The sequence below is a fragment of the Pseudoalteromonas sp. 3D05 genome, assembly GCF_002723455.1.
GTDB lineage: Bacteria > Pseudomonadota > Gammaproteobacteria > Enterobacterales > Alteromonadaceae > Pseudoalteromonas.
In genome coordinates this window covers 100,864-126,418 of sequence record NZ_PDUS01000010.1, presented here as the reverse complement: position 1 = coordinate 126,418, position 25,555 = coordinate 100,864, and the positions used below count along the sequence as shown (strand labels likewise).

The 25,555-nt window shown below is 38.0% G+C and carries 22 protein-coding genes; 13 read left to right on the top strand and 9 right to left on the bottom strand.

Annotated elements, in window-relative coordinates; translation table 11 throughout:
• Positions 1 to 89 precede the first annotated feature (89 nt).
• Positions 90 to 3,824: a hypothetical protein gene (locus CSC79_RS11875; protein ID WP_099296002.1), complete on the top strand. Its 3,735-nt coding sequence runs from the start codon at positions 90 to 92 to the stop codon at positions 3,822 to 3,824.
• Positions 3,825 to 4,083: 259 nt separating this feature from the next.
• Positions 4,084 to 6,789, top strand: coding sequence for a type I DNA topoisomerase (topA, locus tag CSC79_RS11870; RefSeq protein WP_099296001.1), 2,706 nt, complete (start codon positions 4,084 to 4,086; stop codon positions 6,787 to 6,789).
• A gap of 104 nt (positions 6,790 to 6,893) precedes the next feature.
• Here the strand turns inward: topA and CSC79_RS11865 are convergent, their stop codons facing one another.
• Positions 6,894 to 7,136 carry a hypothetical protein gene (locus tag CSC79_RS11865; RefSeq protein ID WP_099296000.1) on the bottom strand — a complete coding sequence of 81 codons (243 nt, stop codon included), beginning with the start codon at positions 7,134 to 7,136 and terminating at the stop codon, positions 6,894 to 6,896.
• 198 nt (positions 7,137 to 7,334) lie between these two features.
• Between CSC79_RS11865 and CSC79_RS11860 the strand changes: the two genes are divergently transcribed.
• Positions 7,335 to 7,880 carry a TIGR00645 family protein gene (locus CSC79_RS11860; RefSeq protein ID WP_099296021.1) on the top strand — a complete coding sequence of 182 codons (546 nt, stop codon included), beginning with the start codon at positions 7,335 to 7,337 and terminating at the stop codon, positions 7,878 to 7,880.
• A 49-nt stretch (positions 7,881 to 7,929) separates the two neighbouring features.
• Here the strand turns inward: CSC79_RS11860 and CSC79_RS11855 are convergent, their stop codons facing one another.
• Both CSC79_RS11855 and CSC79_RS11850 read right to left on the bottom strand, forming a co-directional pair.
• Positions 7,930 to 9,129: an ABC transporter permease gene (locus tag CSC79_RS11855; protein ID WP_180270426.1), complete on the bottom strand. Its 1,200-nt coding sequence runs from the start codon at positions 9,127 to 9,129 to the stop codon at positions 7,930 to 7,932.
• Entirely contained in the window at positions 9,116 to 10,060 is a 945-nt protein-coding gene (locus tag CSC79_RS11850) for an ATP-binding cassette domain-containing protein (protein ID WP_099295998.1), read from the bottom strand. The genes CSC79_RS11855 and CSC79_RS11850 overlap by 14 nt, the downstream gene beginning before the upstream one ends.
• Before the next feature lie 132 nt (positions 10,061 to 10,192).
• Here CSC79_RS11850 and CSC79_RS11845 point away from each other — a divergent pair, with 132 nt between their 5' ends.
• Both CSC79_RS11845 and ccoG read left to right on the top strand, forming a co-directional pair.
• A complete protein-coding gene (locus tag CSC79_RS11845) occupies positions 10,193 to 11,605 on the top strand; it encodes a sigma 54-interacting transcriptional regulator (protein ID WP_099295997.1) in 1,413 nt (470 codons plus the stop codon).
• Positions 11,606 to 11,753: 148 nt separating this feature from the next.
• Positions 11,754 to 13,136: a cytochrome c oxidase accessory protein CcoG gene (gene ccoG, locus CSC79_RS11840; protein WP_099295996.1), complete on the top strand. Its 1,383-nt coding sequence runs from the start codon at positions 11,754 to 11,756 to the stop codon at positions 13,134 to 13,136.
• Between the two features lie 10 nt (positions 13,137 to 13,146).
• Here the strand turns inward: ccoG and CSC79_RS11835 are convergent, their stop codons facing one another.
• The 3 genes from CSC79_RS11835 to CSC79_RS11825 form a co-directional block, all read right to left on the bottom strand.
• Positions 13,147 to 13,557: a hypothetical protein gene (locus CSC79_RS11835; RefSeq protein WP_099295995.1), complete on the bottom strand. Its 411-nt coding sequence runs from the start codon at positions 13,555 to 13,557 to the stop codon at positions 13,147 to 13,149.
• Positions 13,558 to 13,764: 207 nt separating this feature from the next.
• Positions 13,765 to 14,679 carry a M14 family metallocarboxypeptidase gene (locus CSC79_RS11830; protein WP_099295994.1) on the bottom strand — a complete coding sequence of 305 codons (915 nt, stop codon included), beginning with the start codon at positions 14,677 to 14,679 and terminating at the stop codon, positions 13,765 to 13,767.
• A gap of 59 nt (positions 14,680 to 14,738) precedes the next feature.
• On the bottom strand, positions 14,739 to 15,314 hold the full coding sequence (locus CSC79_RS11825) for a hypothetical protein (protein WP_099295993.1): 576 nt from the start codon (positions 15,312 to 15,314) through the stop codon (positions 14,739 to 14,741).
• 305 nt (positions 15,315 to 15,619) lie between these two features.
• Between CSC79_RS11825 and CSC79_RS11820 the strand changes: the two genes are divergently transcribed.
• The 4 genes from CSC79_RS11820 to CSC79_RS11800 all read left to right on the top strand — a co-directional run bounded on the left by CSC79_RS11820 (position 15,620) and on the right by CSC79_RS11800 (position 18,548).
• Entirely contained in the window at positions 15,620 to 16,159 is a 540-nt protein-coding gene (locus tag CSC79_RS11820; protein WP_099295992.1) for a methyltransferase, read from the top strand.
• 402 nt (positions 16,160 to 16,561) lie between these two features.
• On the top strand, positions 16,562 to 16,828 hold the full coding sequence (locus tag CSC79_RS11810; protein ID WP_237114009.1) for a S24 family peptidase: 267 nt from the start codon (positions 16,562 to 16,564) through the stop codon (positions 16,826 to 16,828).
• A gap of 71 nt (positions 16,829 to 16,899) precedes the next feature.
• Positions 16,900 to 17,706: an HNH endonuclease signature motif containing protein gene (locus CSC79_RS11805; protein WP_099295990.1), complete on the top strand. Its 807-nt coding sequence runs from the start codon at positions 16,900 to 16,902 to the stop codon at positions 17,704 to 17,706.
• A 62-nt stretch (positions 17,707 to 17,768) separates the two neighbouring features.
• Positions 17,769 to 18,548 (top strand): nucleotide-binding protein, encoded by a 780-nt coding sequence (locus CSC79_RS11800; protein WP_180270425.1) that lies wholly within the window; start codon positions 17,769 to 17,771, stop codon positions 18,546 to 18,548.
• A 67-nt stretch (positions 18,549 to 18,615) separates the two neighbouring features.
• On the opposite strand, the gene CSC79_RS11795 is transcribed toward CSC79_RS11800, so the two are convergent.
• A complete protein-coding gene (locus CSC79_RS11795; protein ID WP_099295988.1) occupies positions 18,616 to 19,683 on the bottom strand; it encodes a hypothetical protein in 1,068 nt (355 codons plus the stop codon).
• 99 nt (positions 19,684 to 19,782) lie between these two features.
• Positions 19,783 to 19,965, bottom strand: coding sequence for a hypothetical protein (locus CSC79_RS11790; RefSeq protein ID WP_099295987.1), 183 nt, complete (start codon positions 19,963 to 19,965; stop codon positions 19,783 to 19,785).
• Between the two features lie 313 nt (positions 19,966 to 20,278).
• On the opposite strand from CSC79_RS11790, the gene CSC79_RS11785 reads away from it, so the two are divergent.
• Positions 20,279 to 20,893 carry a Fic family protein gene (locus CSC79_RS11785; RefSeq protein ID WP_099295986.1) on the top strand — a complete coding sequence of 205 codons (615 nt, stop codon included), beginning with the start codon at positions 20,279 to 20,281 and terminating at the stop codon, positions 20,891 to 20,893.
• Here CSC79_RS11785 and CSC79_RS20105 read toward each other — a convergent pair.
• Positions 20,886 to 21,038: a hypothetical protein gene (locus CSC79_RS20105; RefSeq protein WP_180270424.1), complete on the bottom strand. Its 153-nt coding sequence runs from the start codon at positions 21,036 to 21,038 to the stop codon at positions 20,886 to 20,888. The two genes, CSC79_RS11785 and CSC79_RS20105, sit on opposite strands and share 8 nt — an antisense overlap.
• 752 nt (positions 21,039 to 21,790) lie before the next feature.
• Between CSC79_RS20105 and CSC79_RS11775 the strand changes: the two genes are divergently transcribed.
• From CSC79_RS11775 to CSC79_RS11765, 3 genes are all read left to right on the top strand, one after another.
• Positions 21,791 to 23,056 carry a tyrosine-type recombinase/integrase gene (locus tag CSC79_RS11775; protein WP_099295985.1) on the top strand — a complete coding sequence of 422 codons (1,266 nt, stop codon included), beginning with the start codon at positions 21,791 to 21,793 and terminating at the stop codon, positions 23,054 to 23,056.
• 200 nt (positions 23,057 to 23,256) lie between these two features.
• A complete protein-coding gene (locus tag CSC79_RS11770; protein WP_099295984.1) occupies positions 23,257 to 24,297 on the top strand; it encodes a nucleoid-associated protein in 1,041 nt (346 codons plus the stop codon).
• A complete protein-coding gene (locus CSC79_RS11765) occupies positions 24,297 to 25,496 on the top strand; it encodes a hypothetical protein (protein ID WP_099295983.1) in 1,200 nt (399 codons plus the stop codon). The genes CSC79_RS11770 and CSC79_RS11765 overlap by 1 nt, the downstream gene beginning before the upstream one ends.
• Positions 25,497 to 25,555: the final 59 nt, after the last annotated feature.

Sequence of the window (25,555 nt, the reverse complement as noted above, 5' to 3'; positions counted from 1 at the left end):
AAAAAGTTGTGATTTTCGTGCCAGATTTAGGTTAATATTGGGTAAATATATTATTTCAATAATTAATAACAAACGCTAGGGAGAGGTCAATGCCTTTTATGCGATGGCTAAGTGTTGTGCTATTCAGTTTTTTACTCACTGCATGTGGTGGTGGTGGAACCATTGAAAAAGAGGGGGAGACGGCTGCTGCTTATACCCTTGCTGTACAAGGGTATTCCTCATCAACGGGTGAAGAGTCCAATGCAGTAACTCGCGGCGCTTCTTTACAAATTTTAGCGCAACTAAGGAATAATAATAATCCAGTTGCGGGTGAGCGAATAAGTTTTAGCTTAGCTGATGGTGTGGGCATTTTAGATCCGATCTCTGGTACTGCGGTAACTGATAGTAATGGTATCGCACGAATTAACATTACAGCGGGTACGGTAGAGGGGGCGGGTGAAGTTTCTGCGTCAATTAGTATTGGCGGTGCTTCCTATTCTGATTCATTTGCATTTAGCTCAAGCGGTGATCAAAATCAAGTTCCTGAAGAAACGTTTACTTTAACTTTGCAAGGCTATACAGAAGCAGGGTCACAATTATCAAACAATGTAGCTAGTGATACCCCACTTGATATTAGAGCAACACTTAAACAAGGTGAAACACCTGTTTCAGGTCAACGAATCACATTTTCTTTGGTTGATAATATTGGCTCATTAACACCAAGCTCAGGTACAGCGTTAACAGGCAATGATGGTATTGCTCATATGCTGCTTACAGCAGGTTCAGTTGCGGGGGCGGGAGAGATAACGGCTCGCTTCACCTTCAATGGTATTGCGTATTCAAATTCATTTGCATTCACTTCAGCAGGGGATGCAACAGGTAACGGCACTATTTCGCTTGTTCTTGATATTGTGGATCAATCTGGCGCTGCTTTTACTGATGAAAATCCTGTTAGCAAAGATAACAAAGGCATAGTAACTGCCACATTAACGCAAAGCGGAGTCCCTTTAGCTGGAGAGCTAGTCCGATTTGAATCCAATTTTACTGGTAAAATTACACCAGAGTTGGGCACGGCCCTAACAAATGAAAACGGTCAAGCTAAAGTAACTTTAAGCAGTGGCCTATTAAAAGGTGCAGGCCAAGTTGTTGCATCTTATACCTCGAAAGAAAATGTGGGTATAACACAAACAATCGGTTTTATATCTAGTGGTGATGATGCATCCGTTGAGACTGCGGTAGCCAGTGTAGATGTTAAGCTATTGCAAGGTTGTAATGAAGGATGGGATAGCAACCGTAATACGGTTTCTCTTGAAACTACTTATTTGAGCTCTGGGTGTATTGAAGTAAATCAATTTTCATCTGAAGAGCTAATCGATGTATTAGTTAAAGTAACCGATACCAGTTCTGGAGATGGTTTTGCAGGAATTATAAGTGAAACAACAACGGATTTGGGTAGTTTACTACCAGAGTCAGGTAAGGCACTGACAGATAACTTTGGCTTTGCGCTATTAAAGCTGCAGCCTGGTGCAAATAGTGGGGCAGGTCAAATAACAGCCACATCTAAAACAGCATCGAATCAAAAAGCATTTGAAATTGCGACCGCTGATTTAACAGTTACAATCGATAATGGGCTTTACAATCAGTTGGATGCAGACGGCAATATCATTGAAGATGAGTTTATCCCATTAGGTGCAGGTGCAACGACTGTTATTACTGTAAAGATATTTGATACTGCTGGTAACCTTGTTGTATCACCGCTTGATGTTGAGTTTACGTCAGGGTGTGTACAAAACAATACTTCGGTTATGGATACTAAAACCACGAGTGTTAGTGGTGTAGCAACTGCTACTTATCGCACAGATGGCTGTAATGCAGCGCAAGGTGACACAGTCAGAGCAAGTGTATTAACAGGTGGAACACCTGTTATAGCGACAGTTAATATTCCAGTATCAACAGCCCCAATTGAATCAATTGAATTTATCGACGCAAGCGAACCAGTCATTGCCCTTAAGGGAACGGGTGGACAAGGGCGTTCGGAAACATCTGAAATCACTTTCAAACTTAAAGACAAAATAGGTAAAGAAGTTCAAAGTAATAGAATGGACTTTCGCTTGAGCTCAACCAACGGGGGTATTAGTTTATCTCACTCAAGTGTTTTCACCGATGCTGAAGGTTTAGCCCGTGTTCAAGTAAACGCTGGTTTTGTCCCTATGGCTGTTCGCGTACAAGCTTGTTATATTCCCGAAGATCAAATACCGGCAGAGCAAACAAATAACGTTACCTGTTGGCAAGATCTTTACCTTGAGTGTTTAAAAGATGAAGCTGATAGAGCACCAAATACCGCATGCCCAACTGGCGATTTATCACTTGTCGCCCTTGATGAGCAAGTCACAACTGTATCGGACTTAGTGTCAATTAGTTCAGGTTTACCTGATGGGAATAGTTTTACTGCAGGCTCTGCGGTTATTAATATTGAAGCGCTTGATCATATTGGCGATTTAAATGAAATATCAGTTTATTTAGCAGATCATTTTAACAACCCAGTGCCAGATGGTACCGCCGTGTATTTAACAACCGAAGGTGGTGCGGTAGGCACACTAGACAGTGATGCTTTTAACCCACAGTTAGAGTGTAGAACTGTTGATGGAGAATGTAACGCTCAGTGGCGAAGCCAGAACCCGAAACCATTCACAGAGCCTAAATGGGGCAACCAAATTAGTTCAATTAACCCTAAGACCAATACTATTAACTGTGATTTATACTTTAATACCGCAGCACCTTGTATGGCAGGTATTTTAAATGCAGCGACATTCGAAAATGGAGTGCCATTGGGTGGACGCGCAACAGTATTAGTTACCGCAAAGGGTCAAGAGTCGTTTATTGATATTAATGGTAATGGCCGTTTTGATACTAACGAATATTACAGCGGCTATGACCTAGCTGAAGCATTTGTTGATCACAATGAAAATGGTGTATATGACGGTTTAGCTGCAATTTATAACCCAATAACAGCTGAAGTTGAACAAGATGCTCGCTTTTGTCAGGAAGGGGATGCAAATGATCCATGTAGCCCAGAAAATACCAACGCCGGTCAATTTGAGGAAAATTTTGATATAGACCTCAATGGCATGCACACATTGGCTGACGGTAAATACAATGGCCTTCTGTGCACAGAAGCGGCAACATCGCCATCACCAGGTGATACTTTCGAAACATTGTGTACTAAAGATGTTGTTGATGTACGTGAATCATTTGAAATTATTATGTCTGGCAGCCAAGTTTATAGCCGGTTTGTGGTATTAAAAACGGAGCTTCGAAATCAGTTTGCATCTCGCTTAACTGAGATAGAGCTCGATGATGAGAATAATCCAATTCTGGATGGCGATGGAAATACTATTTTAACTCCTAATGCGGTTCAATTAGGGCTAGATATTGAAAGTTGTAACTCTATTTATGGTGTTGCGGGCGAGAGTTCAACAGGGCTTGTGGTTGCTTTAGAACCTACGGCGCAATCTGATTATTGCGATTTAGGAACGATTGACTTAACACCAAGTGATAATAATGAGCTAGCAGCATTATCATTCGCTCTTTATTACTCAGACCGTTATAACAACCCAATTCCTTCAGGTACTGCTGTTGCAATTAGCACTGATAATGGTAAATACAGTGGTTCAGCAGGCTTTGCTATGTTAGAGAGTGCCGCAACAGCTGCGCATGGTATTGGTTTATCAATCAGCCGTGAGGCTGAGCCAAATAAAAGCACAAGTGGGTTTTTATCTATTGTGTTTACAACGCCAAAAGAAGTAGAAACCACTGCTCAATTAGCAATAAGAGATGCCGGTTAGGCGTATAGCAGCCTATCCTTTTTGATAAAATGCCAACCTTTCGGTTGGCATTTTTGTTTCTATTCTATATATTCCTCTGCAAATACAAAAAAACATCCTTTTGTCTAAATTAAACACAATAATTGTTTAATTAATCATTAAAAGTAGAAAAGTTTCTATTAAAAGCTTGTAACAATTGGTGTTTGTAGATATACCTATAAATATTCGCGCCCAAAATGGGCTAAACACATTTAAAATACTTGGTTAGAAATAGGCAACTATGGGCAAATCGCTAGTAATTGTAGAGTCTCCTGCTAAGGCTAAAACAATTAATAAATATTTAGGAAACGATTTTATCGTCAAGTCCTCAATTGGACATGTACGAGATCTTCCTACCTCAGGTTCTGGCAAAACCAAAACAGCGCCAACTAAAACGCCAGCTGAAGTGCGCAAAATGTCTCCTGAAGATAAAGCAGCTTATAAAAAGCAGCGTGATTACACTAACCTAGTTGCTCGAATGGGGATCGATCCTGAAAAAGGTTGGGAGCCACATTACGAAGTGCTACCAGGTAAAGAAAAAGTAGTTCAAGAACTCAAAAAACTCGCTGAAAATGCTGACCAAATCTATCTCGCAACGGATTTGGATAGAGAAGGGGAAGCCATTGCATGGCACCTCGAACAGATTATTGGTGGCGAGCCAGAAAAATATAAGCGCGTTGTATTTAACGAAATCACTAAAAATGCGATTCAACAAGCGTTTGAAACACCCGGTGAACTAAACACGGATATGGTTTACGCCCAACAAGCGCGCCGCTTCTTAGACCGCGTTGTGGGCTTTATGGTGTCGCCACTATTATGGGCTAAAGTAGCTCGTGGTTTATCAGCGGGCCGTGTTCAATCTGTTGCGGTACGTTTATTAGTTGAACGGGAGCGAGAAATCAAAGCATTTATCCCAGAAGAGTTTTGGGATATCCACGCAGATGTAAAGAATGCAGAATCTAATTTACGCCTTGAAGTTGCTAAGCAAGGTGACAAACCATTCAAGCCTGTAAATGAAACACAAACTATGGCGGCAGTGGCCTCTTTAGAAAACGCTGAATATAAAGTTATTAGTGTTGATGAAAAGCCGAGTAAAAGCAGACCAAGCGCCCCATTTATAACCTCTACAATGCAACAAGCAGCGAGTACACGCTTAGGCTATGGTGTTAAAAAGACCATGATGCTCGCTCAACGCTTGTATGAGGCCGGTTATATTACTTACATGCGTACTGACTCGACTAACTTGTCAAAAGACGCTGTAGGCATGTGTCGTGATTATGTGGTTGAGCAATACGGTGCTAAATATTTACCTGAAAATCCAATCAACTATAGCTCAAAAGGCAACGCGCAAGAAGCGCATGAGGCTATTCGCCCATCCAGCGTAACAGTATTGTCTGGTCACCTTGAAGGTGTAGACCCTGATGCGAAAAAACTGTACGAGCTAATTTGGCGCCAATTTGTGGCGTGCCAAATGGTGCCTGCAGAATACGATTTGACGACGCTTACTGTTGCAGCGAATGATTTCCATCTCAAGGCCAAAGGGCGAGTACTTCGCTTTGATGGTTGGACACGTGTGCAACCTGCGGTTCGTAAAAAGAATGAGGAAGATCAATCATTACCTGCGGTTAAAGAAGGTGAGATACTTACGTTAATTGAACTTGATCCTAAGCAACACTTTACGAAGCCGCCTGCGCGTTTCAGTGAAGCTAGCTTAGTTAAAGAGCTTGAAAAGCGTGGAATTGGCCGCCCATCTACTTACGCGTCTATCATTTCAACAATACAAGATCGCGGCTACGTTCGTGTTGAGAACCGCCGTTTCTTTGCTGAAAAAATGGGTGAAATAGTTACCGACCGTCTAGTTGAAAACTTTACCGATTTAATGAACTTCGATTTTACTGCAAAAATGGAAGGACGTTTAGATGATATCGCTGAAGGTGAGCGTGTTTGGACCCAAGTTTTAGATAAGTTTTACGCCGATTTTTCTACCCAACTATCTATCGCCAGCGGCGAAGAAGATGACGGTGGTATGCGTAAAAATGAAATGGTTGAAACAGACATTGATTGCCCAACATGTGCCCGCAAAATGGGTATTCGCACAGCCTCTACAGGCGTGTTCTTAGGCTGTACAGGTTACAACCTGCCACCAAAAGAGCGCTGTACCACTACTATGAACCTAGTATCAGGTGATGAAGCGGTTGCTGCTGATGTAGAAGATGTTGAAACTGAAACGTTAATGCAGATGAAACGTTGCCCAATCTGTGAAACGGCAATGGACTCATACTTGATTGATGAAACACGTAAATTACATGTCTGTGGTAATAATCCAGGTTGTAAAGGTTACGTGATTGAGCAAGGCACCTTTAAAATAAAAGGGTATGACGGACCCATTATCGAATGCGATAAATGTGGTTCTGATATGCAGCTTAAATCGGGCCGTTTTGGTAAATACTTTGGTTGTAGTAATGATGAGTGTAAAAACACACGTAAATTATTACGTAACGGTGAAGCTGCGCCGCCAAAAGAAGACCCAGTACAGTTACCTGAGCTAGAATGTGAAAAGTCGGATGCTCATTTTGTATTGCGCGATGGGGCAGCAGGTATTTTCTTAGCTGCAAATACATTCCCTAAATCACGTGAAACGCGAGCACCAAAAGTTGAAGAACTTCATCGTTTTCGTGATCGCATTTCGCCTAAGTTCTATTATTTAGCTGATGCACCTGCAAAAGATCCTGACGGTAACCTAGCGATTGTACGCTATAGCCGTAAGAATAAAGAGCAGTATGTTATGACAGAAGTTGAAGGCAAGGCGACGGGCTGGACAGCACACTATAATGCTGGAAAGTGGGTTGAAGAGGCGAAGAAAAAAGCCGCACCTAAAAAGAAAGCAGCCGCTAAAAAAGCAGCGCCAAAAAAGGCTACTACAAAAACTAAAAAAGCTACTGAGTGATATATGAGCACCTAAGGTGCTCATTAATATTACACGCGAGCAATAAAAAAACCGAGATTCACACCCTTGTGCAATCTCGGTTTTTTATGATTAAGCGAATTTAATTAAATTTTTACGTCAGTCACTTTTTTATAGCCTTCAGCTGTTAATTCATCATTAACGCACTTTAAAACGTATGGCTTGAGCTGTGCATCGCCGATGTCGTCATCTTTAGCCCAATCTAAACACATTTCTGTGAATTCTTGGATGATTTCTTCAGGCGCATCAACGGCGTCTTCTGCGACAGCAAACGTCGCAACAACGCTAAAAAGTGGCGCAATAATAAGGGTCAGCATTGTTTTGTTCATGTGTTCATTCCTAATAGTAGTTGTTAGCCAAAGAGAAATGCTCAGTGGGTGCTGTGATTCTTAATTGAAACGCTTATAAAGGGAAACGAAATATTTTTATCGTTAAGATGAAATTTATACCGAAAAGAAAAACACCCTAGTGTTTGTATCAAATAACAAACTCAGTTAAAGTCAGCGTTTTATAAAATGATGAACAAAATGGACAATCAAACCCCAACAAACCCCAAGCGACAAGCAGGCAGAGCCGAGCTCGCACTAGAAACATTTATATTTCGTGGCCGCTGGTTACTTGCCCCTTTTTTTGTTGGGCTATTATTTGCCGTTATCTTATTACTGATCAAATTCTTTAAACAGTTATATTTAATGGGCATTGCTACGTTTACAGCCACTAATGAAGAACTATTAGTCGGAATTTTAACGCTAGTCGATACGGCGCTACTAGGTGGGTTATTGCTCATAATTATTTTTAGTGGTTATGAAAACTTTGTATCGAAACTTAATATCGATAATCATGAAGATAGACCCGCTTGGATGGGGAAGGTTGGTTTTTCAGGCCTGAAAATGAAACTTATAAGCGCTATTGTTGCAATATCTGCTGTAGAATTATTGAAAGTATTTATTAGCGCGTCATCTTATTCGAGTGAAGAGCTTATTTTGAAAGTCGCTATTCATATCACGTTTGTCGTTTCTGGTGTGCTGTTCGCACTCACAGATTATATTAATAGCAAAACAATTAACCACTAATTAAATTTATCAGGTAGGCTAAAAGTCTAGCCTACCTCGACACTTTTAATTATTTAAAAATAGCGCGCCACATTGCTTTTAAGCTAGGCTCCTTACCATACATATTCATCCCCATTTTAAATATACGCGCTGCAAATATGCGTAAGTAATAAAAACAACCCGCACTAAGTAATAACGATAAAAGTGGCTGCCAAAAAGGTAAATCAACAAGTGACATCCTTACAGGCATCACTGCAAAGGCCGTGAAAGGCAGGTAACTTAGCACAATACTTATGAGGCCATTAGGTTCGTCCATAATGAAAAATGCAATGGCAATAGGCGCTATTGGCAGCATCATTAATGCACTTTTACTACTGTGGTTTGGATCATCAATTCCTGCCGCAATGGCAGCCATAAACGCAGCACAAATAGCGAGGCCGAATACCGCAAACGCGACAAACCACGGAAGCATTGACCAATTAACAAAACTTAAGCTCAGAGGTTGTTGTTTTATTATTACAGTAAAAAATAGCATAGAAAGAACAATTGATATAAGTGTGCCTAGCATAGTCTTTACGGCAAGTAATATCTGACCTGTTAGTTTGCCGTCAATCCAAGTTTGTGGCGTCATTGTCGCCATTAGTTGCTCTGTCACGCGGTTTTGTTTCTCGCCTGTAATACTGACAAACAGTTGACCAAATACGCCAAACATAGCAACAAACAATAAGATCAATACCCCAAAGGCTGTGTAAGTTTGCCCTTTGTCAGCTTGGTTTTTTAACAGCTCATTAAGTACTGTATGTTCAATATTTATGTTCTCGGCCAAACTATCTTGTTGCTGTTGAGTCAAATTCAGCGCGTTGAATCGTTGTTGTTGTAACGCTGCGTTAATATTTGAGGTTAAAGACGTTTGCCATGCTTCTTTTTCAAAGGTTATTAATGTGAATGTGTTGTCAGCGGCATCGTATTTAAGCGCTCCATCAAATTCATTTTGATCTAAGTCTTTAACGACTAAGTTTATATCTTCAACGTATTTAAACTTGAACCTTGGGTCTAATTGGTCGAAAAGTTGTTGCTTTGTATTAGTCGCCAATGAGTACTGTTTATTCAGGTCGGTTCCATTTGCAGCAAAAAAATAGATAATAACCGCGATTAGCAACATAATGAGCTTGGAAATAATTTCTTGCTTTAACTTAAAAAAATGCAAGAACTCCCATTTAGCCACAGTCCAAATTTGCTGTGGCGTAGATACATTTTTATTGGTCATCATTTTTCTCCTGGTGAGCGTGCGAATTATGCTCGGCAACAGCCTGAAGATAAATAGCATGTAGTGATTGTGATTGATTTTTTAACTCAGTAATATCACCCAGCTTAAGCAGCTGCGGCAGCACCTCATTGAGTGATTGTTGCTCAGTTAACGTAATGGTTAATCGCATTGTAGAGAGCTGCTTGATGGCGCAGGTAAAATTAAGCTCTTCAAGTTGTGTTTTCTCAATAGTTTCGCTAAAGCTGACATCAATCATATTGTTGTTGTATTGAGTAAAGATCTCACTTAGCTTACCGTATAATACGCTTTGGCCTTTATTAAGCAGCAGCACTCTGTCGGCTAGTTTTTCTACCATAGCCATCTGGTGGGCACTGAGTATTACAGTCATACCTTGTTGTTTCAGCTCAGCTAAAAACTCCACCACCAACTCTTGGTTAATGGGATCCAAGCCTGAAAAAGGCTCATCAAGTATTACCCATTTAGGTTCATGCAATATGGCTGTAATAAGCTGAACTTTTTGCTGGTTGCCTTTTGATAAAGACTTCAACGGGTCGTTTAAACGATCGTATAGGCTAAACTTCTTCAACCAATGTTGGCACCGCTGTTCAAAATCTTGATTCGACACACCATGTAACAGCGCAAAAAACTGTAGGTTTTGTTTTAATGTTTTTTCAGGGTATAACCCTCTATCTTCAGGTAAGTAACCTAAGAGTTGTGCAGGGATTGATGAATAATATTGATTTTCATCAATCAGCTTAATTTCACCAGCATCTGGGTAAGTAAAGCCAACCAACATTTTAACCAATGATGACTTTCCGGCCCCATTTGGGCCAAGCAACGCAAATATTTCACCTTGCTGAACTTCAAACGACAGTTTGTCTACTGCATTTACGCTAGCATAATGTTTTTCTAAGTGCGAAATTGTTAATGACATAGTAGCTCTACATTATTGTTTTTCTTTATCATAATGGGTACGCCCAGTGAATAAAAATATATTTTGTAAGTAAAAGTGTAAATAAAGAGTAGAAATGCTAAAGTTTCGTGATATATCGCGAGAGCATTTTTTATGATCAAACAATTTTTGAATGACCCAACTTTATTACTTAATGCAGTGGGCGAGGGGATCTACGGCTTTGATTTATCCGGTAACGCGGTGTTCATAAATCCAGCAGCAGAGCGCATGACTGGCTGGCAAGCAAGTGAATTACTAGGTAAAAAAATTCATCAATACCATCATCATAGCCATGCAGATGGAACGCCTTACCCAGCAGATGAATGCCAAATTTATTGCACTATGTTTGATGGCGTTCATAGGCACGTTAAAGATGAAGTATTTTGGCGTAAAGACGGCACGCAATTCCCAGTTGAGTACACATCAACACCCGTTTATAAAAACGGACAATTAATTGGTGCTGTCGCTATATTTCGCGATGTTTCAAAGCAGCATGAAACAGAGCAAGCATTACGCGATGCCCTTAAACAAGTAAGTGCCTTGAGTGAACAATTAAAAGACGAAAATACGTACCTTACAGCGCAGTTAAATGAGGATTGGCAGGATTCAGGTTTAGTCGGCAAAAGCCATGTATTTCAAGCAATGTTAGAGCAAATTAAATTAGTTAGCTCAACTGACAGCACAGTACTGATCCTCGGTGAAAATGGAACAGGTAAAGAGCTAGTAGCACGTAACCTTCATCGTTTAAGTAACCGGTCTAAGCAGTCATTTATAAAAGTTAACTGCGCAGCGTTTACACCCAGTTTATTAGAGTCCGAATTGTTTGGTCACGAAAAAGGAGCGTTTACAGGGGCAAATGAGCGTCGGAAAGGGCGCTTTGAGCTGGCGGATAATGGCACATTGTTTTTAGATGAAATCGCGGAGTTACCATTAGAGTCACAAAGTAAGTTATTACGTGTTTTGCAAGAGCGTGAATTTGAGCGAGTTGGTGGAAGTACCACGCTCACTGTTGATATACGAATTATTGCAGCGACTAATCGTGATTTATGGCAAATGGTTGAACAGGGGCGTTTCAGAATCGATCTTTATTATCGTTTAAATGTATTTCCAATTCGCGTGCCTGCATTAAAAGAGCGAAAGGAAGACATACCACTGCTAAGTGTTAACCTTGTTCAACAACTAAATAAACGCCTAGGTAAGCAATTAAAAGGTTTAAGTAATAAGGCCATAAATCAGCTTCAGGCATATGATTGGCCAGGTAATATTCGAGAGTTACAGAATGTATTAGAACGAGAAGCCATTTTATCTAAACATGCTGTCATTAATTTAACCCAGCCATTGAATAGGCAAATTAATCCAAATGCTAACCTATCACTTTCGCTTAATAGTGTCGTTAAACAGCACATAGAAACAGTGCTTGAGATCTCAAATGGTAAAGTATCTGGAACAGAGGGAGCCGCGAGTATACTTGGCATGCCAGAAAGTACATTACGATCGAAAATGAAAAAACTCAAAATAACAAAGTGACGATATATCACGAATTGCGCGATATATCGCGAATTTAGAATTACCTTTAAATCATAAGTCATTGTATTTAATTATTAAAATATAACTTTCAGCTTGGTCTGAAAGTTGCAAATACTTACTCAGAAACCGTCACAATGAAGTAAGTATTATGAAATTTGATATTAAAGAAGAAGACATGATTATTAAGCCCTACAAGGATGAGGGACCAATTTATATTCGCGAGCAAAAAGGTTTTTTTCAGCGAATACGCCGTAATCTAGGGTGGCTACTCATGTTTATGTTTGTTGCTATTCCTTGGGTTCAATACAACGGGCAACAAGCTGTTTTATTTGATGTTGGTACTCAGACTTTCACGATTTTTAGTCTGACGCTTTTACCCCAAGACTTTGTTATTTTAGCATTACTGTTTATGCTTGGGGCATTTGCGCTGTTTTTTGTAACCAACTGGCTTGGCAGAGTATGGTGTGGCTATACTTGTCCACAAACAATCTGGATGCTTATGTTTTCCTGGGTTGAACAACGCATAGAGGGTACACGTAATCAGCGCATCAAGTTAGATAAGTCACCTTGGTCAGTCGCTAAATGGCGTAAAAAATTGACTAAACACAGCGCATGGCTTGTTATTTCTTTATTTACTGCCACGTCGTTTATGGCTTATTTTATACCTGTTAAATCACTTTATAGCGATATGGTGATGCTTGATTGGTCAGGCATAACCAGCTTTTGGGTGTTCTTATTCGCTTTTTGTACTTATGGTAATGCAGGCTTTTTGCGTGAAAAAATGTGCACCGTTGCTTGCCCATATTCTCGTTTTCAATCTGTTATGTTTGATAAGGATACACTCCTTGTTACCTACGATAAAAAGCGCGGTGAAAGTCGTGGACCACGAAAACGCAAAGCCGATCCTAAGTCGTTAGATTTAGGTGACTGTGTAGATTGCAACTTGTGTGTGGAAGTATGCCCTGCGGGAATCGATATTCGAAATGGATTGCAATATGAGTGCATAAACTGTGGCTTATGTATTGATGCATGTGATGACACCATGGACAAATTTGGTTATCAAAAAGGACTTATAAAGTACGCAAGTGAAAAACAAATGGCAGGGGGGACTACCAATCCATTTAGGCTAAAGCTTTTGGGCTACGGCGGTTTAACGGTTTTATTCTCTGTTATGATGGTGGTGTGGTTGGCACAAAGAACACCAATTGAAGTATCAGTACTGCGTGATAGAAACGCACTTTACAGAGTTAATTACGAAGGGCTCGTAGAAAATCCATATACGCTAACCATTATAAACAAGACCCAAGAGCCACTGCATTATAGTGTATCTTTAAACGGTTTTGACAAAGGGATATTGAAAAGTCCGCAGAATACTCGCGTTGAGCCCGGTGTTATGAAAAAAGTCCCAGTCACTATTGTTGCTGATGGATATGAAGTTGATAAAAAAGTCACTAAACTTGAATTTGTTGTGACAGCACATGAGGATAAAACGATAACTCAAACACAACAAAGTTTATTTTATAGAAATTAAACTCTTCAACTTAGATTGTAGGCTCTGTTATTTTTTGTTCTATAAATGACTTAGCCTCTTCTAAGTTAGAAAACAGCATATTATGAATGTTAAAATCAAGCCCTGCATTTTTAAACACGCGCTGCATTTGATTAATAATTAAAGACGAATCAAATATAAAAGCACTTGCTATACAACCATCTTTAATCATGTTTTTCGTCAACGCGACAAAGCTTGCTTCAGCCTCAGGTGTTGCAGCTTGTACATTTTTTGAGTTGCTGATATACCCCCAAGGAGCACCAGCAAACGATTTGGCACGCTGTAACATGGCGTTACTGAGTTCAACCACCAAACGCTCGTTTATGTAGCCAGTAAAACTTGCGATAAGAATGTTGCTCTCATGGTGTAACTTTACATGACCATACTGGTTTTTGAATTCCAATTTTTATCCTTGCTAAAAATAAAGAGCGCGAATTTTATACAAAAATTGGTGTAAGTCTAGGCATTTAAAGGGAATAATTGCACTTTGCATATTCTATTTCTAATGCGGTACAAAGTGGTTGTATTAAGCCTTTTTTACGACCAAATTAAATAATTTATTTGCAGTAAGCTTGTGTATAAACATATATAATTTGGTCTAAAATGTTAATTAGTTTGCGATAATGTAATCTAAAGCACCTGTAATTGCAGCCACTTGAGCGAGTATGCATTCTTCATCAGTTGCCGTTGAACTATCTGGGTAAACTTCTGTTGTAGTCACATATTTTGCATCGGTAAAGCCCATGCACAAACCTAATTCTCGAGCGCTGTAATTAATTACACCAAACTGCTCTTGCGCAACACCAATTAACTGGTTGTTTTCATCGCTAGGTGCAATATGCGTTACTTTAGACACCGTATTAATTATGGCTGTTTGAAAAGCATGTTCTGGTTTTACTGAATCTGCAACGAGGTAAAAACCATCAGGAATATTCCAGTTTTTATTAACAGAGCCTTGGCGCGCAGCCAATGCTGGCCTAAATTCACTGTTATCAGTGTCTGTTGTTTCGTGTAAGTCAATGTGCGCAATTGGCTGGATAGTGTTGTTGTGCATATACGCCATGATTGCTGCTGACTCAGGAGCAGGACTCTCATTATAAAATGATCTGTTAGGATCCACTGCTTTTGGGTTCCAGCGATTAATTGTTTCATATCCCCATGGACTAATACATGGCGCAATAATCAAGTTAAATTGTTCACTGTATGAGGTTGCATGTGTTTTCGCAAAACGCACCGCACCAAGAACACCACTTGTTTCATAGCCATGCACTCCACCAGTGACCAATACGGTTGGCTTGTCAGCATGCCAGTCTTTAGACTTGAGTAGAAAAAGAGGATATCGCTCAATATCATAATCAAGCGCACCATATTGCTCAACATCAAAGTGAGGGGTTAATTCATCGATTAACGCAACAACGTCTTGTTGGTAACTTCGCTTAATCGTTTGCTCATTAAACCATTGTTGTTCTTCTTCACTTGTCCAAGGTACACCAGGTGTGCCGATATGATAATTATTTTCGCTCATAAAACCTTCATTGTTCGCAATAAAGGGGATAGCTTATCTATGCGCTGACATCTGTGCAACTAACTAGGAGGGATCGCATTATATAAATTAGCATATTGACGTTTGTGAACACTAAATAAATACGCACGAAGTTGCTCTTTTCCCTCATGTATATCAATAATTTTAGCTGCAATACCGCCTTTGCATTGCCTAACTGGTTCTATACTCAAGCTAATGTGCTTTTTATTAGGTAAATCAAATTGCATAATTTGATTTTCATTAAAGGCAACGTGCTCTCCTTGCGGTTTTAAAAAGATGCCTGTGCTTGAAATCGACTCAATACAGTATCCCTCACTTTTTATATTTAAATTATCCCACCGCCAACTACGTTGGTTACCCTTTGTATCAATTACCTCAGGTGCACTCAGAGCGGGTGTAAACGTGCCTGAAGAGTCAACCTTAAACTCCAGCGGGAACCACAGTTGATAGTGTCCAACTTCAGCAAGTAACGTTAAATTTGCATTTTGAAACAAGCAAGCTATGTTAGCAGGAATATCGCTTTGCACAGTCAATGTTTGGTCTTTTGGTAAACGAGGTGGAGTTTGTGCTTTAAATAAACTCGATAAAAATAGTAATTCATCGTTTGAAAAACCCATGAAGTACCTCCTGTACAAAGTATTTATTGTTTTAATGTTTATTTTATAACGGCAGGAATGGTTAATTCTTGAGCGCATAAAAGAAATATAGTTTATGGATCATAGGGAATGCTCTCTTACTAAGTTTGTTCATGCTTAATCGTATTAGCGAGTCAGTACACAATCCTGTTAGACTTAGGCTCGTTTTACCAAGAGCAGGCAAGTTGTTGCTTCTTGCAAATTTGAACATAAGGCTACGCTAGCATTTGAAAAATCAGCGTTAAAGTAAATTATGAATATTCAGCTGTTATTAGGTATTACTTAGCATGGACTTTATTGCTACCACACTTTTTTTTATTATTCTGCTAATCGCTTTATCTATTGTTTGGAGTACCTTGAAAACGGGTATTTCACCGATGATGAGCTCAATTCAAGCGCGCCAAACTATGCTGGCTGAAATAAGTACAGATGAAAAAGGCACTTTAATTGATTTAGGGTCTGGTTGGGGAACGCTCGTGATAGCGGTTGCCAAAAAATATCCAAACAAACAGGTTGTTGGTTATGAGGTATCTTGGTTTCCATGGCTTGTTTCAATTATTTTTAAATATAGCATGGGTTTAAACAACCTTCGTTTATATCGTAAAGACTTCAAAAACGCTGATCTCAGTGGTGCTACTACTTTAGTATGTTACCTTTTTCCTGGTGCAATGGTGGCGCTTGAAGATAAGTTAAAACACGACATGGCAAAAAGCATCACCATTGTGAGCAACACCTTCGCTTTGCCTTCCTATAAGCCAGTTAAGGTTATTAAACTTAAAGATTTCTACAAAACACCTATTTATGTGTACCACTGGCAACCAAATTAAACTTCGGTTTAACTAAAAGTAATGCTAGAGCCGTTTCGTAATGAAATTGAAAAAAATAATCTGCAGCAGTTATTAGCGCATCAGATAAAGAAGGTGTTTTTTAAGTGTTATTTTGTTTTGGTTCGAAATACTGTTAAAAACGCTTTGATAATTATGATGTCTGAAGTCAAGATTTGTCCCCCTATGTTCTTTGTTTTTCTTAATTAATCATCAATGATGCTAAGTTAAACCGCCTAAATTCATATGGGTAACTGGTGCATATTTACACCAAACGACGTTATTACTGGATGCATAGTCATATTTAAAGTGAGTTTAAAATATAATAACACTTGGTTTTTTGACTAAAAATATCAAGAAAACACAGCTGCCTGCTTGACCGAAACTTTCTAATGGGTGACCCCTTTGTTTTTCTATGCAGGGGGGATATCTGATGGTGACTTGTTAATTGTCGATCGTGCAGTAAATGTAAGTAAGGGTGATACATTAGTTGCTACTTACCATAGCAGCTTTGTTTGTAAAATAATCCATAAAGAAAAGCGTTTACTAATGTCTACATCAGATGACTACGCACCAATATATATATCACCTGAAGATGGCTTTTGTTTAGAGGGATTGGTTACAAGAAGCGTTAGGTTACATAAACCGTGTGCAGAGTTTGCAAAAATATAAGAAATATTCTGGATTAATTTATGAATTTCAAATACTTTAAAGACTGTTTTAATTTACTCAAGGTGCTTTAGATGAGGCAACCAAGTTTACCAACTATTAAGCTTCTATTTAGCCGTTCGGCTGGTCTTTGCAATATATGTGGTCAGTCAGTTTTAGAAAAAGATGTTGTTATTGGTGATATGGCTCATGTAATAGCACATAGTCCTGATGGACCAAGAGGGTTACGAGGTCAATCAGGGGACAACTCATATGAAAATTTAATTTTATTATGCTTAAAAGATCATAGAATTGTTGATCGAAAAAAAGACTTATATCCAGCTGAAATGCTTCTTGAGAAAAAGAGGTGTTTTGAGGAAAATATCAAAAAGAGAATACAATTTGACTTTGAATATGATCAAGATTTAACTTCACTTAATAACTTATTTATTTATATTCCGATTAAAAAGTTTTATGGAATGGTTTCAGATTTACCTTTCAAAATTTCAATTAACTTTGATGCCGCAGGTATTTTCCAAGATTATTTTAAAGATGATCCTACATTTTATCCATTTAGAGATAGTAAATTAACTAATTATTGGGATAACCTCTTGTATGATATGCATAAAATCGATGAGTTAGTGAAAGGATATTTTTCAGGTGATAAGTTTATTACCCTAGAAGAACGCATGAAACCAAAGAAAGCACCTGATGATATGACGGTTATTCACTGTACATACATTAATGAAGGCGGCTTTATGTATATGAATAAATCTGTTTTTAATCGAAATCAGAGAGATTTCTTAGAGTCAGAAATGACTAAATTAGTTAATATTTTTTTGGAAAACTACCATTGTTTTATTAAGTATATCCATGAACAATATCGAACAGTCAAATGGTAAGCTAAATTTTAGATGTGTAAAGCTTATCTATTTAGAATGTACTTGAAGGTAAAGAGGTTATTGTGAATAAGAAAAAAACTTACAGAGGTGTTAGGTTTGGCGTTGAAGTGCTGCAAGAAGCTGTTTTACTGTTAGATAAAAGAATTGAAGAACGAAAATTAAGTATATGCGCACCAATTCAGAATTTTACAGTGGTAAATGAAGATACAACTTGGTCGTATGATACTAAAGAAGAGTTTTATTCTGATTATAAGAACTCTAACAGTAGGGCCATTTTCCGTTATGGAGCTTCAGATTTTGAAGTGTTTATAATATACAGTAATGGTAATACAGAGGTTAGTATTAAAAGCTTAGAAAGAGCTTTAATAGAAGAGGTAAGTCATATTTTTGATATTAATGAAAATAGATATTTCAAGGAAGATTTCGCGGCTTTAAATCCGTTAACCGTGTTTATTGGCCACGGTAGATCTCCACATTGGAGAGACTTAAAAGATCATCTTCAAGATAAACATGATATAAAGGTTGAAGCTTTTGAAACAGGTGCTAGAGCAGGGCACACTATTAGGGATATTCTTGAAGAAATGGCGCAGAAAAGTACTTTTGCACTATTAGTATTAACTGCTGAAGATGCAACTCGAGAAGGTTTACCTAGGGCTCGTCAAAATGTAATTCACGAAGTCGGTTTATTTCAAGGAAAACTTGGTTTTAATAGAGCTATAGTGCTATTGGAGGATGAGGTAGAGATTTTTTCTAATATGGATGGTGTACAGCAAATCAGATATCAAAACATTAATGAGACATTCGGTGAAGTCTTAGCAACAATTAAAAGAGAATTTGAATAGTTTTATTTACTCAAACGTCAAATGTCAATGTTGTAATGATCTTTTTAGACTATTACACCAATAATTACTATCTTTTTGTTAAATCGACAATTTTTAAAAGATTACTCAATTCAGTTTTTTGAGCTGCTGCTAGCTCATAATCAGAGTAATATTCTTGACCTCTAAATCTAATTTTTGCTTTATCTGCAATTGCCATTTTTGTTAGCACATTTATATAAGACGGTGTAAGACTTTGATTAGCCCATTCCCAAATTGTTCCTCCGGAATGATCTCTTTTAAAGTCTAGCTTAGGACTATCCCAACGATATCCATCCGCTGAAATAGAGTACCCATTAACAAATAACCAGTCATCGGCTTGATAGTGCGAAACTACAAAGGGGTATACCTCTCCACTATCTTTAAAAATTATTTTAATAGATAAATACGACTTACGATTGTTGTATGGTGGAGCATAAACAATAGTACGCCCTTCAAAATCATCATAATCGACAATCAAAGTAGTCAATAAATCAGCTATTTTTGAGCCATTATTAGGGTATTTACTTGCAATACTTCTTATTGCTTCTATTTCACGTTCTGTGAAACTATGATTTTTTTGGCTACTAACATTAATATAACCTTTAGAAGTTTTGTTGTATCCAGTTAATAGGACTTCAGCACCTTTATATATAGGTTCAGGTTTGAAGTTGACGATTTTTTCATATTCATCGAGAGGTACGATTTTATTCCCAACATGCTTATATTTTGTTGAAGTAGCTAGGTAAATAACTTCGCCTGTTTCAAGAATTGCTTCTTGTACTACGTATCCTGAATAATCTTTGAATGGTTTACGGTCTGTATAAAAACCTTTTTTTCCAACGTACTTATCATAAGGTAACTTGTTTAACAAACAATCATTAGCATAAGACCTCGTAGGCATTTCAAAGCATAGATCTCCGTATCCAAATTTTTGTAAGCCCTCTGACATCTCAGCGAAAGCAAATTGCTTTTTACCTTCTGGTGAGTATGTAAAGGGAGTACCTGTTTTTTGGTCGGTAGAGTTTGATTTAGGTAGTTGTGGTACCTTCTGTAGTCCCGTTGTTCCGCAGGCATTTAATATTAGAATTGCGCAGACAGGAAAAAAGAACTTATTCATTTGAAAATTCCATTTAAGTGTGAATTTTCATACTATAGCATTTGATCTAATTAAAGAAAACATTGCAAAAACCCGCTGATTAGCGGGTTTTTTATGGGCTTAGTATTTGTGTATCATTCGGCTTAAGCGCTCGTTGGCGGCTGTGGCTCTTTGGGCGAGTTGGTAGGGTTGTATTTTCATACTTTCTCGTAGGATGTTGGGTAGTTTATCGAATGAGGTGACCATCTCTTCAAGCGCGAGTGCTTGGGTGTTTGTTGTTTGGCCGTTCTCTATTGTGAGCATGATTCGCTGGTAATCCAGTGGGAAGGGTGCTTTGGTGATGGCCGGGCGTCAAATGCGCGGATCACTTGTAGATGAAACTTAGGGCTTATCCACATGGCGTGGTGTAAACTAGCCCTTAAATACATATGGACCAAGGAAAAACGGAGGTGCATCTTGCCATGTTCTTTTTGAATGATCGTTTGTGGCTGTGAGTTCAACCAATAAATGCAACGCCATTCTTAGTAGTTAAAACCATCAGATAAGATATAATCCAATGAACTTGTGTTAGTTGTTAAGCACTTTTACACTAATCATCTTAAACTGGCGTAATTACATGACTAAATACGAGACTGATTCTATTGAAGCGCAATATCAACTAGGATCTGAAAAACTAGTTTTAGCGAACAAATTAGCGATTGTTGATACAGCAGAGATGGATGATGTTGAGGCTATCCTTTTAGTTAAATTATATGAAAAAATATTTACAACACCAGACCCAGAAGATGACGTTTTTTCTTTTCAAAATGTTGCTAATTGGCACAGGCAATGGCTAGGTAATGTATATGAGTGGGCAGGTAAAATAAGAAGCGTTGATATGGGCAAAGGTGGATTTCAGTTTATGTCACCTCTGCAAATTGAAAGGCATATTAGCGTATTTGAAGATGAGTATTTATCTCGATTTAATAACTTACCAGAAATGACCGATGAAGAGCTTGTGTTATTTTTAGCTCAGAGCCATGTTGAGTTTATTCTAATTCACCCATTTCGTGAGGGTAACGGCAGGATAAGCCGTCTGTTAATGGACTTTTTGTGTAACAAAGCTGGCAAAGGAACGCTTGATTATAGCTTGTGGGATGAGCATAAAGAGTTTTACATTAAGTCAATTCAAGCGGGTGTAAACAGAGATTACCAACACATTGAAAGGCTTGTGAGAGATATAATTAAATAGCGAGTGAAAGAGACTCATATTTAAGTTTATTTGTTTTTAACCTTTTCTCGATTGTTTTAACTGTTGCGCCAGTCTCAATAGCAGTTGAACTAGCAACAGATCTCAAAATCATACTTTTTGTGATTTTTTTCTTATCTTTACTCATTATTACCACCTCTAATAAATCGTCTGCATTTAATTCTACACCTAGAGCCTTATGTTATCAATTAGCGTTATAAGTTTTATGATTAAGAATTATAGCGGCTAAATTACCCTCTTCACAGTAAAAGAATGCTGTTGGCACATCTAATACTTTAGGTAGTGCCCATACTGTTTAAAATTCGGGTGAGTGTACGACTTTTTCGTACTGATTCATTCTAGGCGACGCCGCGAACTGATCCGTGCCTGCCAGTATTCCTAGTTTTTTTGCGAAAGTCCTTTTGTTAGTCTTGCCTCTTTTAGCCGTTTTGGAAACAGTGAACCTTCATTCGTTTTCATTACATTTTAATTATTATTTGCAATGTAATTGCAGTACTTAGATTAACTAATGGCAGTGTAAAAAAGCAATTAAGTTTATTGAAGCTATTTTTTGGATGTTGCAGGCGATTTGTGGGTTATCCACAACTATTAAGTAATAATGATGAGCAATGAGTTTAGGAAGGAGTAAATGGTCGGTATGGAGAGATTCGAACTCTCGACCCCTGCCACCCCATAAAAATCACCTGTGCTTTATCGTGTACAAAAGTGGCTAAAAGTGTTCTACAGTGAAGTATTCAAAGTAATTGTAAGTTATTGCTATTGAAAGGATTAAGCTTTTAAATTATACCTAGTGAATGAACGTGAAGTTTAGTGAGCTCAAATCAGCTCGTGCGATAAGTGTGCGACAAAATTTTTGACTTAACTCTAGGTGTGCGAAAAATGGCGTCAATCAAAGTAAAATTAACTGAATCTATACTCAAAAATACCCCTTTGGAAATTACCAAAATCAATGACACTGAGATCTCTGGTTTTTATTTAAATCTTGGAAAACCAAATAAAGATGGAAAACGTTCACAAGTATATTATCTGTATTACCGCCTAGGAGGCCGAGGTTCGAAAGAAAGGAGGCTAGCCTTAGGTAATTCATCGGTAATAACAGTTAGTGAGGCTAGGCAGCTTGCTAAGCAATATATTGGTGATGTGTCGCGCGGTATTGATGTTTTTTTACAAAAAAAGAAAGCAGCACTAATTGAAAAGCAAGAAATCACCTCACCGACAATCGCAGTACTTGCGAATGAGTTTATTGAAAGAGACATTAAAGCCAACCGAAAAGATGTAGACCCAGTTATTAGAATGTTTGATAAAGACATTCTGCCATTTATTGGTAATTATAAACTTAAAGAAATAACTCGCCGCGAAATTTTTAAAAAAGTGCTTGATCCAATAACTGATAGAGGCGCTAAAACGCAGGCGAATAAAACGCTATCTATCCTTAAGCAAATGTTTAACTTTGGTGTTGAGCGAGATTTAATCCAAGGTAACCCGATAAGCACAGTTAAAAAGAAAAGCGTGGGTGGCCTTGAAAAGTCGCGAACCAGAGCACTAGAGTTTGACGAAGTTATTCAAGTATTTGACCGCCTGCCAAAGCTAGGTATAAGCCAGCAAGTTATTTACGCACTAAAGTGTATAACTTTAACAGGTTGTCGGCCAATAGAGGTTACAGGTGCACAGTGGCAAGAATTTGATTTTGATAAAATGATATGGACAATCCCAGCCGAGCGCGTGAAGCAAAATAAAAATGGCGAAAGAACTCATAAAGTACCGATTACTCAAAATATGGTTATTTTACTTGATGAGTTGCGCGCAGCATTTGGCTATCTCAATTCTAAGTATGTGTTCCCGAGCACAACAACTAATAAATCAGGCCCAGGCGAACAGCCAATTGATAGGCATTCACTATCACGTTCTATCAGCCGTAAACTAGAGGAACTTGGAGTACCTAAGTTTGTGCCTCACGATTTAAGAAGAACAGTTGCAACGCGCTTGGGGGATGCTGGTATTGGAGCTGACCCAATAGTGATTGAAAAAATACTCAATCATCAATTACAGGGGGTACAGGGCGTTTATAATATGCAGGAGTATATGGACAAAAGAAAGAGGGCTTTAGCTGCTTGGGGGGATAAACTAGATTTTATAGGAAGTTAACTTATATTTTTTGCATGTAGATTACTTGAAAAGGGTATGAGCTTTTTAACCAGCTGCAATCTATCCGATTCGCTTCTTTTGGCTTGCATTCAGGATTTAAACAATCTAGAGTCTTTTGAAATTATAAAACTAAAAAACAAGTAAAGAACTGCTTTTCTTACCTTACTAAAACTCCTTTGCTTAAAATATACGGACGAATTATGGCAATAAAGCATGTAATTATTCATGTTGTTAAACGTGACAACGATGGTGAGAGACTATCAAAAAAGCTTCGAGAAAATGAAAATAGTACCCAAGGCATGGCTGCACAATTAACCGATGGGCTTTTAGAGTTATTTTCTAATGCACACCTAAATATAGGGGAGTTTGGTGTCGATGGTGATAATACTGTAGAGCCAGCTTTCGAACAAAAATTAAATAAGTACTATGATGATAATTGCAATTGCTCTAACTTTGTTGATTTAACAAAAGAGCTTGCAGATAAGTTTGAAAGTGTAATTGTTGGTGATCAGTTACAATCTGTGAAGGGGGGGTATTTAGTTTTTTATCAGTATGAAAGGAATAACGATGACTGGCTTGCTATAGCTATCTTAAATAAAACGGAAGGTATAGATGTTGCTGATAATCTAGAGGTAGTGGCTAGTGAGATTTTGGATTTGAAAAAGCTGCATTTGGGTGCTGCGGTGAACTTAAGCCAATGGAGGAGTGATTTAAGCTCTAGATATATTCGTTTTAGAACAGGTTTAGCTGCGGAAGTCAGAGACTACTTTGAAAAATTTATTGGTTGCCAAAGAGACAAACTTGCTGCGAGTTTAGAAACTAAGAAATTAAAAAATGCAATCCATGACTATGCAAAAGATACTTGTCACATGGATGATGATGTTGCTTCGCAGAAAATTGCTCAAGCACATGATTTTATAAAGGTACAACAGAAAGCAGGAAGTCAACTGCACTTAAGCCATGTGGCAAATCATGTCTTTTCAGATAGGGCAGAGGATTTTTGCAAGCATGCTAGAGAGCATTATGATTTACCTGAAGAATTAGCAATAGATCAAAAAGTACTGAAAAGTTACAGAAAAATATCAGGTAGAGGAAAAGGTGTTTCAATTAGTTTTGATAGAGAAATGTTAAACACAACGGTAAAATACGAGAACGGACAACTTACATTTTCAGAAATCCCAGATTCATTACGAAGTGCTATTGAAGAAGAGTTAGAAGATGAGCATGGTGAAACTAGCTGATGCAACAACAGATTTTAGAAGCTTATTCAACGATTTTTGCAGCGCTTGAGTGTCGCACTTTAAAAGAGGGCGAGTTTCAAGGTGAGCTGCGTTTAACAGATGAGCTTAAAAAAAATCTAGAGATACTTGAAGAGGCTGGTTTAACATCTGGAGCTTATGACTTCACTAAAAATGGCGAGCCGGCCTCTAGCGCTAATCTAAGCCAGTTAAAACCAGGTCATTACGCTGATAATATTCGATTTAACGTAGATTTATCAGCACAGGAGATAAAACCTGACTATGCAATTTGTTCTAATTGGAATGATATTTTAGCAAATGAGTTACGAGTTAAGTCGCCAGTTAGGTATATTTTTTTTACAGATACAGCTCTTTTATTTTCTCCTTCAAATAATGATGAAAAATATAGAAACTACCTTAGTATTCATAAAGTTTATAAGTTAATAGCGGAACTTGCCGAATTAACCGAAGGTGGTGATAAAACTATTTTTTATGATAGGCCTCTTAGTTTTCAATTTGTTTTAAGAGAAATTGATTTGGAACACTCAATTGATCTTCAGGCCATAGACAAGTTACTGAGCAAAGATTTACACAAAGAAGCTATTACTTGCCTGATCTGTAAGGAATTAGTATCTTTTCTCAAAGATAAAGCGCCAAAACAAAGATTTAGCTATTTAATACAACATATGAGCTCTTTAATTTCTAATGTTTTATTAAGCTATCAAGGCTATGTCGAAAATTACACATTTGATAAAGCGCGTAAAGAGTACATGGAGAAGCGAACTGAGTATGTAAGTAAGATCCATGAAATTTTCGATAATATTGCAACTAAGCTTTTGTCATTACCCGCAGGTATTTGGTTTGCCACAACACAAATAAAACTAGTTGAGACGGCAGGTTTAAACACCATGACTTATGCAAAAAATGTATCTGTAGTAATAACAGTATTAGTGCTAGCTGCTTTGCTTATTTTTAATTTGGTAGGACAGTTTTCAACGTTAAAGATATTGAATAAAGAATATTCAGGTGTTTTTGACGAGCTAGCAAAGGCGTATGAGGATGAAGCTAGTGATATACGAAATGCGAAAGGGAATATTGAGAGCGCACAATTTCAAGTTGAAATAAAACTGTATTTGTCAATTATTGCAGCTTTGGTCTTATTAGGCCTAACTATATGGCTATTTTGCAAGGCGTACAATTGATATATTTAATTGAAACCTAGATAGTTTCAGTGCGTCAAATTAAGCTTTTTAAAGTGATT